10 protein-coding genes are annotated in these 13521 nt (G+C 68.6%); 6 read left to right on the top strand and 4 right to left on the bottom strand.

All coding sequences use genetic code 11. From position 1 onward, the window contains the following. Positions 1–8: 8 nt before the first annotated feature. The 6 genes from LGR69_RS15070 (at position 9) to LGR69_RS15045 (ending at position 9306) form a co-directional block, all read left to right on the top strand. Positions 9–3176 (top strand): multidrug efflux RND transporter permease subunit, encoded by a 3168-nt coding sequence (locus LGR69_RS15070; RefSeq protein WP_230366493.1) that lies wholly within the window; start codon positions 9–11, stop codon positions 3174–3176. A 389-nt stretch (positions 3177–3565) separates the two neighbouring features. After that, positions 3566–5182: an ABC transporter substrate-binding protein gene (locus LGR69_RS15065; protein WP_091861233.1), complete on the top strand. Its 1617-nt coding sequence runs from the start codon at positions 3566–3568 to the stop codon at positions 5180–5182. A 10-nt stretch (positions 5183–5192) separates the two neighbouring features. After that, positions 5193–6170 (top strand): ABC transporter permease, encoded by a 978-nt coding sequence (locus LGR69_RS15060; protein ID WP_230366492.1) that lies wholly within the window; start codon positions 5193–5195, stop codon positions 6168–6170. Positions 6171–6180: 10 nt separating this feature from the next. After that, positions 6181–7152 (top strand): ABC transporter permease, encoded by a 972-nt coding sequence (locus LGR69_RS15055; protein WP_007567690.1) that lies wholly within the window; start codon positions 6181–6183, stop codon positions 7150–7152. A 196-nt stretch (positions 7153–7348) separates the two neighbouring features. Further along, the gene (locus LGR69_RS15050; RefSeq protein WP_091861227.1) at positions 7349–8329 is read left to right on the top strand and encodes an ABC transporter ATP-binding protein; all 981 of its coding nucleotides are present in this window, start codon (positions 7349–7351) and stop codon (positions 8327–8329) included. Next, a complete protein-coding gene (locus LGR69_RS15045; protein ID WP_007567686.1) occupies positions 8326–9306 on the top strand; it encodes an ABC transporter ATP-binding protein in 981 nt (326 codons plus the stop codon). Before LGR69_RS15050 ends, LGR69_RS15045 begins: the two co-directional genes overlap by 4 nt. Before the next feature lie 181 nt (positions 9307–9487). Here the strand turns inward: LGR69_RS15045 and LGR69_RS15040 are convergent, their stop codons facing one another. The 4 genes from LGR69_RS15040 to LGR69_RS15025 form a co-directional block, all read right to left on the bottom strand. Then, positions 9488–10348, bottom strand: coding sequence for a flagellar motor protein MotB (locus tag LGR69_RS15040; protein ID WP_007567684.1), 861 nt, complete (start codon positions 10346–10348; stop codon positions 9488–9490). Between the two features lie 22 nt (positions 10349–10370). Next, the gene (gene motA, locus LGR69_RS15035; RefSeq protein ID WP_007567682.1) at positions 10371–11234 is read right to left on the bottom strand and encodes a flagellar motor stator protein MotA; all 864 of its coding nucleotides are present in this window, start codon (positions 11232–11234) and stop codon (positions 10371–10373) included. A gap of 331 nt (positions 11235–11565) precedes the next feature. Continuing rightward, a complete protein-coding gene (locus tag LGR69_RS15030) occupies positions 11566–12006 on the bottom strand; it encodes an MEKHLA domain-containing protein (RefSeq protein ID WP_230366491.1) in 441 nt (146 codons plus the stop codon). An 80-nt stretch (positions 12007–12086) separates the two neighbouring features. Continuing rightward, positions 12087–13280: an SMP-30/gluconolactonase/LRE family protein gene (locus LGR69_RS15025; protein WP_230366490.1), complete on the bottom strand. Its 1194-nt coding sequence runs from the start codon at positions 13278–13280 to the stop codon at positions 12087–12089. Positions 13281–13521 lie beyond the last annotated feature (241 nt).

The following is a 13521-nucleotide window of genomic DNA, read 5'->3' as shown; positions in this document are numbered from 1 at the left end:
CCTCGCGCATGGCACGCTTCTTCATCGACCGCCCGGTCTTCGCCTGGGTGGTGGCCCTGTTCATCTGCCTGGGCGGCGCCCTGGCGATCCCGAACCTGCCGATCGCGCAGTATCCGGTGATCGCCCCGCCGCAGATCGCCCTGTCCACGGCCTATCCCGGCGCCTCGGTGGACAGCCTCTATGTCGGCACGACCCGGCTCATCGAGGATGAGCTGAACGGCGCGGCCAACATCATGAACTTCGAGTCGACCACCGACTCGTTCGGCTCGGTCAACATCACCGCGACCTTCCTGCCCGGCACCGAGCCGGCGCTCGCCTCTGTCGAGGTGCAGAACCGGTTGAAGCGCGTGGAGGCCCGCCTGCCCGCGGAAGTCCGGCAGCAGGGCATCCTGGTCGAGGAGGCCTCGGCCGCGACCCTCAACATCATCACCCTGATCTCCAAGGACGGGTCGATGGACGAGGTGGGCCTGGGCGACTTCCTGATCCGCAACGTCATCAACGAGATCCGCCGCATCCCGGGCGTCGGGCGCGCGACGCTCTACTCCACCGAGCGCTCGCTCCGGGTCTGGGTCGACCCGGACAAGCTGCGCGGCCTGTCGCTCAGCGCCGAGGACGTGACCGGGGCGATCCGCAACCAGAACATCCAGGTCGCCTCCGGCTCGGTCGGCGCCCAGCCGAGCCCGACCAAGCAGGCGGTCACGGTGCCGATCATCGTGAAGGGCCAGCTCGGCACCATCGAGGATTTCGGCGCGATCGTGCTGCGGGCCAACCCGGACGGCTCGAACGTGCGCCTGCGCGACGTCGCCCGGATCGAGCTCGGCGGCGACGCCTACCAGTTCTCCACCCGGCTGAACGGCGGCCCCGCGGCCGGCATCTCGGTGACGCTGGCCCCCGACGGCAACGCGCTCGAGACCGCCAAGGCGATCCGCGCCAAGATGGTGGAGCTGTCGCAGTTCTTCCCGCCGGACCTGAAGTGGGACATCCCGTACGACATCACCCCGGCCGTCGAGGCCTCGATCGAGAAGGTGCTGCACACCCTGGTCGAGGCGGTGGTGCTGGTGTTCCTCGTGATGTTCCTGTTCCTGCAGAACATCCGCTACACCCTGATCCCCACCATCGTCGTGCCGATCGCCCTGATGGGCACCGTGACGGTGATGTGGATCTCCGGCTTCTCGGTGAACGTGCTCACCATGTTCGGCATGGTGCTGGCCATCGGCATCCTGGTCGACGACGCCATCGTGGTGGTGGAGAATGTCGAGCGGATCATGAACGAGGAGGGTCTGCCGCCCAAGGAGGCCACCAAGAAGGCCATGGAGCAGATCACCGGGGCGATCATCGGCATCACCCTGGTGCTGATGGCGGTGTTCATCCCGATGGCGTTCTTCCCCGGCTCGGTGGGCATCATCTACCGGCAATTCTCGATCGCCATGGTGACCTCCATCGCGTTCTCGGCGCTGCTCGCCCTGTCGCTGACGCCGGCGCTCTGCGCGACCTTCCTGAAGCCGGTGGAGAAGGGGCACGGCCACGCCAAGGGCGGCGTGTTCGGGATGTTCAACCGCTTCGTCGACCGCGAGACCGCCCGCTACGGCCGCGGCGTCGCGGGCCTCATCCGCAAATCCGGCCGGGTGATGCTGATCTACCTCGCCCTGGTGGCGGGCACGGCCTACGCCTTCGTCAACCTGCCGGAGGGCTTCCTGCCGGTGGAGGATCAGGGCTTCTTCACGGTCGACATCCAGACGCCGCCCGGCGCCTCCTACAACCGCACCCAGGAGGCCAACCGCAAGGTCGAGGAGCACCTGCTGGCGCAAGCCGGCGTCGCCACCGTGACCATGCTGAACGGCTTCTCGTTCTCCGGCCAGGCGCCCAGCACCAGCCAGGCCTTCGTCACCCTCAAGCCCTGGAGCGAGCGCGACGCGAAGAACTCGGCCGCCGCCCTGGTGGCCGGCACCAACGCGGCGCTCGCCAGCTACCGCGACGCCACCGTGGATGCCCAGGAACCGCCGCCGGTGGACAACCTCGGCAACGCCGCCGGCTTCTCGTTCCGCCTCCAGGACCGGGCCAACCGCGGCTACGCGGCCCTGCTCTCGGCCCAGGACCAGCTGCTCAAGCTCGCGCAAGGCAGCCCGATCCTGCAGAAGGTCAAGATCGAGGGCCTGCCGCCGACCCCGCAGGCGGAGCTGATCGTCGACCGCGAGAAAGCGGCCGCTCTGGGCGTCAAGTTCGAGGACATCAACGCCACGATCCAGCTCAACCTCGGCTCGGTCTACACCAACGACTTCCCCAACCGCGGCAAGATGCAGCGCGTCTACGTCCAGGCCGAGCAACTCCAGCGCATGAACGCGTCGGACATCCTCAACTACGCGGTGAAGAACGCCTCCGGCACCATGGTGCCGATGTCGTCCTTCGCCGAGCTGAAATGGGGCATGGGGCCGAGCCAGATCGTCGGCTTCAACGGCTACCAGTCGGTCCGGATCACCGGCGAGCCCAATCCCGGCTACACCTCGGGCGACGCCATCGCCGAGATGGAGCGGCTGATGCTGCAGCTGCCCAAGGGCTTCGGCTATGCCTGGACCGGCCAGTCGTTCCAGGAGAAGCAGGCCGACAGCCAGGCCAGCCTGCTGCTGGCGCTCTCGGTGCTGATCGTGTTCCTGTGCCTGGCCGCGCTCTACGAGAGCTGGGCGATCCCGGTCTCGGTGCTGCTGGTGATCCCGCTCGGCGTGATCGGCGCGGTGGGGGCCGTCTATCTGCGCGGCATGCCCAACGACGTGTACTTCAAGATCGGCCTGATCACGATCATCGGCCTGTCGGCCAAGAACGCGATCCTGATCGTGGAATTCGCCAAGGACCTCTGGAGGCCCGGCACCTCGGTGATCCGGGCCGCGGTCGAGGCCTCGACGCTCCGGTTCCGGCCGATCGTGATGACCTCGCTCGCCTTCATCTTCGGCGTGGTGCCGCTGGCCATCGCCACCGGCGCCGCCTCGAAGAGCCAGCAGGCGATCGGCACCGGCGTGATGGGCGGCATGATCACCGCGACCGTGCTGGCGGTGTTTTTCGTCCCGGTCTTCTTCGTGGTGGTGATGCGCCTGTTCCGGCGCAAAGCCGTTGCGGACGGCGAGCGGGGGGAGGGCGCGGACGCGGCGCCCGCCCACCAGCCGCATCACGTGGCGGCCGAGTAGGGGCTGCCGGCTTCGGGTTCGTCCCCGGCCTGCGCGGTCGGATCCCCTCGCCCCGCTTGTAGGGAGAGGGCTCCGGCGACCTTGTCGTCGCCGGAGCGAGGCGGCAGCCGAGGGTGAGGGGGCTGCCCCGGAGGAGACTCATCCGGTCACGCCCCTCACCGCGGCTTCGCCTCTCGCTTCCCGCACACGGGGAGAGTGGAACCCGCGCTTCGTCCTGAGATCCGTGAACATCGTGCCCCCTCGGCCCCGCATTTTGCATACGGATGGTCCGAACCTTGCTGTGGGTGTGTGGCCGGTGCGGTTTGCCCGCGCGCTTCACTCGGCCTAGGCTCAACCCCTGCGCTGGTGATGGCCGCCTGCCATCAACTTCCAAGGTTCCGGAGATCCGCTTGTCCCGTTCCACCCTGAAGATCCTCGCCCGCGGCGTGGCCGCAGGCGCGGTCGCGGCCTTCGCGCTGACGGCTTTGCCCGCCCAGGCCGCCAACGTGTTCCGCTTCGCCTTCCAGGGGGACATCAAGTCGCTCGATCCCTACTCCCTCAAGGAGAGCTTCACGATCGGCATGCACGGGGCCGTCTACGAGTCCCTGATCACCCGCGACAAGGACCTCAAGCTCGCCCCCCAGCTGGCCGAATCCTGGGAGACGCCCGAGCCGACCCGCTGGCGCTTCCATCTGCGCAAGGGCGTGAAGTTTCACGACGGCTCGCCGTTCACGGCCGACGACGTCATCTTCTCGGCGCAGCGCGTCCGTGCCCCGGGCTCGAACTTCCAGACCAACGTGCCGGGCGACGCCGAATTCGTGAAGGTCGACGACTACACCGTCGACATGCTGCTGAAGAAGCCCAACCCCATCGCCGTGTACCAGTTCTCCGGCTGGTACATCATGTCGAAGAGCTGGTCGGAGAAGAACAACGCCACCCAGCCGACGCCGCCCACCGCGGCCGCCCCGAGCTACGCCACCCTGCACGAGAACGGCACCGGCCCGTTCGTGATCACCGAGCATCAGCCCGGCGTGAAGACGGTGTTCAAGAAGTTCGACGGCTACTGGGGCAAGGTCGAGTCGAACCTCGACGAGGCGGTGTTCACCACCATCGGCAACGACGCCACCCGGGTCGCCGCCCTTCTGTCGGGCGAGGTCGATTGGGTCGATCCGGTGTCGCTGCAGGATCAGCAGCGGGTCAATAGCAGCGGGACCGCCACCGTGATGGCTGGGCCGGAGCTGCGCACGGTCTTCCTCGGCATGGACCAGTGGCGGGACGAGCTGAAGGATTCGAGCGTCAAGGGCAAGAACCCGTTCAAGGACCCCAAGGTGCGCGAGGCGTTCTACCGCGCCATCGACGAGGACACGATCGCCAAGCGGGTCATGCGCGGCCAGGCCACGCCCTCGGCCCTTCTGATCGCCCCGACGCTGTTCGACCGCGCCAACGAGATCAAGCGCCCGGCCACCGACCTGAAGCGGGCCAAGGAGCTGATGGTCGAGGCGGGCTATCCGGACGGGTTCTCGCTCACCATGGATTGCCCCAACGACCGCTACGTCAACGACGAGGCGATCTGCCAGGCCGTGGTCTCGATGCTCGCCCGCATCAACGTCAAGGTGAACCTGAACGCCCAGCCGAAGGCCAAGTACTTCGCCAAAGTCCTGTCGCCGGGCTTCGACACCTCGTTCTACCTCGTAGGCTGGACCCCGTCCTCGCAGGACAGCCACAACATCCTGTTCGAGATCGCCGGCTGCCGGAAACCCGGCGACAAGTCCGGCCGCGGCGGCTGGAACCTCGGCGGCTATTGCAACCCGAAGATCGACACCATCGCCGACCAGGTCGAGGCCGAGACCGACAAGACCAAGCGCGACGCCCTGATCAAGGAGGGTTTCGACACGATCCAGGCCGATTGGGGTTACATCCCACTGCACCAGCAGGCGCTCGCCTGGGGCGTGTCCAAGAAGGTCCATCTCGTGCAGCGGCCGGACAACATGCTGCTGCTCTACTGGGTCTCGAAAGACCCCCAGTAAGGGGCCGGGCGTGCTCGCTTTCCTCCTGCGCCGGGTGATCCAGGCGATTGCGGTGCTCGCGGTCGTCGGGCTCATCGCGTTCTCGATGTTCCGGTTCGCGGGCGACCCTGTGAACCAGATCGTCGGGCCCGATACGCCTGCCTCCGAGCGGGCCGAGATCCGCAAGAGCCTCGGCCTCGACGATCCGGTGCTGCTCCAGTTCGCCCGCTATGCCGGCGACGTGGTGCAGGGCCGGCTCGGGATCTCGTACCAGTTCCGCCAGCCGGTCTCGCAGCTCCTGGCCGAGCGCATGCCGGCGACCCTGGAGCTCGCCTTCTGCGCCACGGTCTTCGCCCTGGTGGTCGGCGTGTTGATGGGGGTCTTCTGCGCGCTGCGCCGGGATTCCTGGCTCGCCGGCCTGTTCCAGGCGGTCTCGCTCATCGGGATCAGCCTGCCGACCTTCCTGATCGGCATCCTGCTGATCTACCTGTTCTCGGTGACGCTCGGCTGGCTGCCCTCCTACGGGCGCGGTGACACGGTGCGGCTCGGCTGGTGGACCACCGGCTTCCTCACCTGGTCCGGCCTCAAGGCGCTGATCCTGCCCTCCATCACGCTCGGCCTGTTCCAGATGACGCTGATCATGCGGCTGGTGCGCGCCGAGATGCTGGAGGTGCTGCGCACCGACTACATCCGCTTCGCCCGGGCGCGGGGTCTCTCCACCCGCGCCGTCCACCTGCGCCACGCCCTGAAGAACACCCTCGTACCGGTGATCACCATCGCCGGGCTCCAGCTCGGCTCGGTCATCGCCTTCTCGATCATCACCGAGACGGTGTTCCAGTGGCCCGGCATGGGCTTGCTGTTCGTCCAGGCCGTGCAGAACGTCGATATCCCGATCATGTCCGCCTACCTGCTGCTCGTCGCGCTGATCTTCGTGACCATCAATCTCGTGGTCGACATCCTCTACACCGTGGTCGATCCGCGCCTGCGGCTGTCCTCGGCGACGGCATGAGGGCCGGTTGATGAGCGGACGCGATATCGACGCCGGCGGCGCCCCGCCGGTCCCGCTGCAGGCGGCGACGCCCGGCCGGCTCGCGCGCTGGCGCGATTCCGACCTGCTGGCGAGTTTTCTGAGGTCGAAGACGGCGATCGTGGCGCTTCTGGCCACCATCCTGATGGTCGGGCTCGCGGTCGCCGCGCCGCTGATCTCGCCGCAGAACCCCTACGACCCGGCCCAGCTCGACCTGATCAACTCCAACCTGCCGCCGATCTGGCAGGCGGACGGCCAGGCGCCGTTCTATCTCGGCACCGACGACCAGGGGCGCGACGTGCTCTCGGCGGTGCTCTACGGCCTGCGCCTGTCCCTGATCGTCGGGGTGCTCGGGGTGATCACTTCGGGCATCATCGGGATCGCACTGGGATTGATTGCCGGCTACGCGGGCGGCGCCCTCGACACGCTGATCATGCGGGTCGCCGACGTGCAGCTCACTTTCCCGGCGATCCTGATCGCCCTGGTGGTGGACGGCGTCGCCCGGGCGAGCTTCGGCGGCGCCCTCGATGTCGGGCCGCTGATCGGGCTGATCGTGATCTCGATCGGCCTGTCGTTCTGGGTGCAATACGCCCGCACCGTGCGCTCCTCCGTGATGGTCGAGAAGGGCAAGGACTACGTCCAGGCCGCCCGGCTGATCGGCCTGACGCCCCCGGTGATCCTGGTCCGCCACGTGCTGCCGAACGTCACCGGCCCGGTCTTCGTCATCGCCACGATCAACCTGGCGCTGGCGATCATCACCGAGGCGACCCTGTCGTTCCTCGGCACCGGCCTGCCCGAGACCATGCCGTCGCTCGGCACCCTGATCCGCACCGGCAACCGGTTCCTGTTCTCCGGCGAGTGGTGGATCGTCGCCTTCCCGGGCCTGGCGCTGGCCGGCCTCGTCATCGCCATCAACCTCCTGGGGGATTGGCTGCGCGACGCCCTCAATCCGAAGCTGCAATGATGTTGTTGGACCACGGCGTTTCCCGGGCTCATCCCACCCGCGCCCTCATCCTGAGGTGCCGAAGCGAAGCGGAGGCCTCGAAGGAGCCCTCCAGGGATCACGCGTCATCCGGAGGCCTCCTTCGAGGCTCGCTGCGCTCGCACCTCAGGATGAGGGTGCGGGCGGGAGCACGCGCCGTTGTCGGAGCCCGCGCGCGATGAGTGAAACCATCCTCTCCGTGCGCGACCTCACGGTCACGTTCGACACGCGCCGCGGGCCGCTCACCGCCATCGACCGGGTCTCGTTCGACATCGGCCGGGGCGAGATCCTGGGGGTCGTCGGCGAGTCCGGGGCCGGCAAGTCGGTCACCGGCTCGGCGGTGATCGGGCTGATCGACCGCCCCGGCCGGATCAGCGGCGGCGAGATCGCCTTGCGCGGCGAGCGCATCGACAACCTGCCTCCCGAGGCGATGCGGCGGGTGCGGGGCAGGCGGATCGGCATGATCTTCCAGGATCCGCTGACCTCCCTGGACCCACTGTTCCGGGTCGGCGACCAGATCGTCGAGACCCTGCGCGCCCATACCGAGCTCTCGGCCAGGGCGGCCCGCACCCGGGCGATCGACCTGCTGGCTGAGGTCGGCATCCCGGCCCCTGAGCGGCGGATCGACGGCTATCCGCACGAATTCTCCGGCGGCATGCGCCAGCGCGTGGTGATCGCGCTTGCGCTGGCCGCCGAGCCGGAGCTGATCATCGCCGACGAGCCGACCACGGCGCTGGACGTCTCGGTCCAGGCCCAGATCATCACCCTGCTCAAGCGCCTCTGCCGCGAGCACGGCACCGCGGTGATGCTGGTGACCCACGACATGGGCGTGATCGCCGAGGCCGCCGACCGGGTCGCCGTGATGTATGCCGGGCGGGTGGCCGAGATCGGCCCCGTCGCCGCCGTGGTGCGGGAGCCCCATCACCCCTACGCGGTCGGCCTGATGGGGGCGATCCCGACCCTGTCGCAGGAGGCCGACCGGCTGAGCCAGATCCCCGGCTCGATGCCCCGGCTCACCGCCATCCCGAAGGGCTGCGCCTTCAACCCGCGCTGCCCGAAGGTCTTTGCCCGCTGCCGCGTCGAGCGGCCCGAGCCGATCCTCGTGGGCGCGAGCCGCGTCGCCTGCCACCTGTACGATGTGACGGAGAAGGCGGCGTGAGCGCCTATGTCGAGGTCACCGACCTGCGCCGCCTGTTCGACGTCTCGAAGCCCTGGCTCAACCGGGTGATCGAGCGCGAGCCCCGCCGGTTCCTCACGGCGGTGGACCGGGTCGGCTTCACCATCGCCAAGGGCGAGACCTTCGCGATCGTCGGCGAATCCGGCTCCGGCAAGTCCACGGTCGCCCGGATGGTGGTCGGCCTGCTGCCGCCCTCGGCCGGCGAGGTCCGGATCACCGGGGTCTCGATGACCGATCCCCGGGAGGCGGCCGCAAGGCGGCGCCTGCGCTCGCGGATCCAGATGATCTTCCAGGACCCCTACGCGTCGATGAACCCGCGCTGGCGCGTGGGCAAGATCATCGCGGAGCCGATCCGGGCGTTCAACCTGATCCAGGGGGAGGGAGCGATCCGCGCCCGGGTCAGCGAGCTGCTCGGCCTCGTCGGCCTCCACGCGGACGATGCCAGGAAATACCCGCACGAATTCTCCGGCGGGCAGCGGCAGCGGGTCGCCATCGCCCGGGCGCTGGCCAGCCAGGCGGAGTTCCTGGTCGGCGACGAGCCGACCTCGGCGCTCGACGTCTCGGTGCAGGCGCAGATCCTCAACCTGATGCGCGACCTGCAGGATCGGCTGGGCCTGACCTACCTGTTCATCTCCCACAACCTCGCCGTGGTCCGCCACATGGCGACCCGGGTGGGGGTGATGTATCTCGGCCGCCTGGTCGAGGTCGCCGCCGCGAAGGATCTGTTCGCCCGGCCGCGCCATCCCTACACGCGGATGCTGCTCGACGCGGTGCCCGACCTCGCCCATGTCGGCCGCGCCCGGGTGCCGGTTTCCGGCGAGATCCCGAACCCGATCGACCCGCCCCCCGGCTGCACCTTCAACCCGCGCTGCCCCCTGGCGAACGACCGCTGCCGCACCGAGGTCCCGGCCCTGCTGGACGGCGTCGCCTGCCACGCGGTGCAGGAGGGGCGGGCCTGATTTTGGGTGGGCCGCGGCGACGGCGAGCATCGATGCCGCGTCGAGCCGCGCGCCCTGATCTCGATCTCGAGCGGCCTCCGAGAGCCTCCTACAAGACGCCCGATGACCGGCGGCCCCCTCTGCGCGAGACAGCGCGGAGGGCGTTTCGTGGGAGGCTCTCAGGCCGCGAGGCGCTTCGTCGTCAGCGGAACAGGTTCGGCGGCACCGGCGGGTTCGCGTGGAGCAGCGTGATCGTCACCCGTCGATTCGGCGCGATGTAGGGATTGTCGGGGAAAACCGGCTCGGTGTCGGCGCGTCCCACCACGGACATGAAGTTGTCGTTGGGAACCCCGGCACCCGACAGGATGTCGCGCACGGCGAGCGCACGCCCGGCGGTGAGGTTCCAGGGTTCGCCGGCCCGCGCCGAGCCCGGGCGCGCGGCAGACGTGTGGCCGGTGATCGAGAGGCGGTTGGGCAACCGGCGCATGGCGGGCGCGAGCGCCTCCAGCACGCGACGGGTGCGCTCGTAGGGCTCGACGGAGCCCTCGCGGAACATGGCGCGGCCGTCCTGGTCCACGAGGGACACGTTCACGCCCTCCTTGGTCGGCTCGATCACGATGTTCTTCGACAGTTCGGCGATGTCGGGCATCGTCTCGAGCGCCTGCCGGAGGCTGGCGATGGCGCTGTAATCGGCCTGCACGCTGGCGGCCGGGCGGCTGGTATCGAGTTCGTTGGCGCGGCCCGGACGGGTCTGGCGCGGTCTGTCCACCTGCTCGTCAGAGCCCCTCTGCGCGTCCCGGGGCGTGGACGCCTTGTTGCCGGACGTGTCCAGGGCGGTGCCGTACAGCATCCCGCCCGCACCACTGGTTGCCGGGCTCGACGCCGCCGGCGCGAAATATTCCGCCAGACCGACCTTCTGCTCCTGCGTCGTCATGCTGATCAGCCACATCAGCAGGAAGAACGCCATCATGGCGGTTACGAAGTCCGCATAGGCGATCTTCCAGGCCCCGCCGTGATGCGCGTGAGCGGCCTTCTTGACCTTCTTGATGATGATCGTGCTCATCGAATCCCTGCCGGATACCGGGTCAGTTCTGGGCGGGCAGAGCGGCGGTTGCCGCTTCCACTTCGCTGAAGGTCGGGCGGACGTCGCTCATCAGAGACTTGCGGGCAAATTCGACCGCCATCACCGGCGGCTGGCCGCCGATATGGGCGAGGAGACCCGCCTTGAGGGAAAGGTAGTATTTCGACTCGGCCTCGAAGAGGCTCTTGAGCGACTGCGCCATGGGCCCGAAGAAGCCGTAGGCGACGAAGACGCCGAAGAAGGTGCCGACCAGTGCGCCGCCGATCAGATGGCCCAGCACCTCCGGCGGCTCCTTGATCGCCCCCATCGTCTTGATCACGCCGAGCACGGCGGCGACGATGCCGAGCGCCGGCGTTCCGTCGGCGAGCGACTGCATGGCCGACACGACACGCTCCTGCTCCTGGTGGTGCGTCTCCAGTTCCTCATCCATCAGGGCGTCGATCTCGTAGACGTTGTTGGCGCCCAGCGTGACCATCCGCATGTAGTCGCAGACGAACTCGACCGCGTGGTGGTTTGCTGCAAAGGACGGGAAGGCGTTGAAAAGCGTCGACTCGCTCGGGTTTTCGATGTGCGGCTCGAGCGCCATCGAACCCTTCTGCTTGGCAAGCTTGAACAGCGAATACTGCATTCCCAGCAGCTCGACATAGCTGTTCTGCGTGTATTTGGGGCCCTTCACGAGCGTGCCCAGCATGGCGGGCACGGCCTTGAGCACTGGCCCGGTATTGCCGATGATGAAGGCTCCGATCGCCGCACCGAGGATGATGACAAACTCGAACGGCTGCCAGAGGACGAGCAGGTGACCACCCATCGCGGCGTAGCTGCCGAAGACGCAGGCGAAGACGACCAAGGTGCCGACGATCAGCCGCATGATTTGCCATCCTTGCGCGGCGGCCGATTCAGCCCGCGCGAAGCCACTAATGATCTGGCAAATCACTGATTAAGGTTAACGGTGCGTTTCGAGCTGCGACCGAAGGATTGGCAGATATTTGGTTCCGACGTTCGGGGCGCGGATTCGACCTGACGTGACGGGCGCGGGCGTGCCGCAGGCGCGACCACGCCGGCTTTTACGAATCGTCAGGCTAGCCGGGCCTGCCGCTCCCTCCCCGGAGCCGGCCCCCAATCCTCAACGCTTCCCCTCGCGTGGAAGCGCGAAGCGCGCGTCGAAGGGCGTCCAGCCGCCGATACGACGCGTCCGATCCCTACGCGTCGCGCCACTGCGAGAACGTCGCCGCCTGGCCCACCGTCACGCCGTCGCGGTCGAGCTGCCAGACCACCGCCTGCTCGATCCAGAATCGCCGGCCGCCCTTGGCGATCCGCAGGCCCCGGTAGCCGCGGGTGAACCCGTCCCGGGCCACGGCGTCGAGGAGGTGCTGCCGCTCGGCACGCTCGGGCGCCTCGGCCGAGAACCGCGACGGCAGGCCGACCAGCTCGTCCCGCGCATAGCCGAAACAGGCCTGCGCGGCCCGGTTGGCGTAGACGAAGCGCGGGTCGGCGCCGCCGTCATGGGCCAGCACCACGAAGGGCGCCTGCTCGTAGAGCCAGGCCGCATCCGCCCCGTCGGGGACCAAAGCCGCGCCGAGGCGCCGCCGGTAGCTGTCGGTGAGGACGGCGAAGAAGTCGGGATCGTGCGAGAGGTCCATCACGGCGGTCCGGAATCGGCTGCACTAGGAGAGCAGCACATAGCCGAGGCCGTACCGATCACGCGGTGCCGAATCCCACCCTACAGGACCGGGTCCGCGTCGATGCGCATCCGCAGGATCGCGTAGGGCGGCTGCTGCAAATCCTGGCCGCGGTTGAATTCCGGCCGCCGGTTGACCTGGGCGCTCGAGATGTAGAGCCACCTGTCCGGCGTGATCCAGAACGTGTCGGCCCAGATCAGGCGATCGTCGGCGGCGAGCACCTCCACGGTCCCGTCCGGCAGGCGCCGGCCGACGGCGTTGTGCTCCTGCAGGCTGAGATAGACCCGGTCCTTCGAATCCGTGGTCAGGCCGCCGGTCATGCCCTTCTCGCCGAGATCCTGGACCTTGGCGGCCAGGGCCGCGTCCGACACGTTCGGGTCGAGGAGCGCGGCGGTCTCCACCGCGTAGAGGCGCCGGCTCATCAGCGGCGCGTAGTACAGGCGGCTGCCGTCCGGGCTGATCGCGATGCCGTTGGCCCCGCCCTTCGGGTGTTTCGCGGGAGCATCGCCCTTCTGCTCCATCACCGGGCGCAGCTCCACGAACTTGACCAGGCCCTCCTGCGTCGCCGTGCTCGGATGATCCGCCAGGCGGCGGGTCACCCGTCCGCTGGCGAGGTCGACCGCCAGGATCGCCCCCTGGCCGCCCTGGCCCTGGTCGGTGATGTAGGCGAGCGCCCGGTCGGCCCGGACATCGACCCGCAGGTCGTTGAGCGAGGACTCGGGCACCACGCCGGCATCGAGGGGGATCACCCGGCGGACCCGGTCCTGCGTGATGTCGATCTCCAGGAGCTTGGCGGCCCCCGGCACCGGCTTGCCCTTGCCCTGCGGCAGGCCGGAATCGAGGATCCAGAACGTGTCGTTGCGGTCGAACACGCCGTTGGGAACGTGGAAGAGCGTCGCCTGCGGATCCCTCGGGTCCGGCGTGTTGGCCTGGGCATCCGGATAGGGCTTCACGGAACCGTCGGGCAGCACCTCGCCCAAGGTCACCGGCTCGGACCCGGTGAAGCGCGGCATCATCACGAACATCCGGCCGCCCCGGGCGATCGCCAGGCCGGTGGGCGTCGATGGGGCGTTGGCCGCCATCGCCAGTTCCAGCGTGCCGGCGGGGCGGCTGGTCGGAGGCTCACGGCCAGCGGGCGGCGTGGCGGACGGTGCCGGCGCTGGTCCCGCCTGGGCCGATCCGGCCGCGAGGGCGACGAGGCCCGATCCGATCAGGCGGCGGCGGTCGAGGGGCATGCGGTTCCTGCAGCAGGCGAGCGGGTCGGCGGCCCAACGCGCGGCGGCGGCGGGTGATCCCGGATCCGAGCAGGGTGCGATCCGATCCCGCCCCGGATCGCCGCGCGACCTAGCCATCGTGAGATCCCGACACGATCATGCGATCCGGCGTATCCAGCGTCAAAGAACGACATGTCGTCCTGTATCCGGATAGCAAGCTTCTTTTCGGCAAGATCTTTGGAAGCGAATATGGGACGATGAT

This window comes from Methylobacterium brachiatum, assembly GCF_020523825.1.
Lineage (GTDB): Bacteria > Pseudomonadota > Alphaproteobacteria > Rhizobiales > Beijerinckiaceae > Methylobacterium > Methylobacterium brachiatum.
Note: the sequence above shows the minus strand (reverse complement) of the source record. Positions and strands in the feature narration are given on the sequence as shown.

Bases quoted from the DNA above. Each gene is read 5' to 3' on its own strand.
- LGR69_RS15070 (WP_230366493.1), top strand. From the start codon at position 9: ATGGCACGCTTCTTCATCGACCGCCCGGTCTTCGCCTGGGTGGTGGCC.
- LGR69_RS15055 (WP_007567690.1), top strand. From the start codon at position 6,181: ATGAGCGGACGCGATATCGACGCCGGCGGCGCCCCGCCGGTCCCGCTG.
- LGR69_RS15050 (WP_091861227.1), top strand. From the start codon at position 7,349: ATGAGTGAAACCATCCTCTCCGTGCGCGACCTCACGGTCACGTTCGAC.
- LGR69_RS15040 (WP_007567684.1), bottom strand. From the start codon at position 10,348: ATGAGCACGATCATCATCAAGAAGGTCAAGAAGGCCGCTCACGCGCAT.
- motA (WP_007567682.1), bottom strand. From the start codon at position 11,234: ATGCGGCTGATCGTCGGCACCTTGGTCGTCTTCGCCTGCGTCTTCGGC.
- LGR69_RS15030 (WP_230366491.1), bottom strand. From the start codon at position 12,006: ATGGACCTCTCGCACGATCCCGACTTCTTCGCCGTCCTCACCGACAGC.
- LGR69_RS15025 (WP_230366490.1), bottom strand. From the start codon at position 13,280: ATGCCCCTCGACCGCCGCCGCCTGATCGGATCGGGCCTCGTCGCCCTC.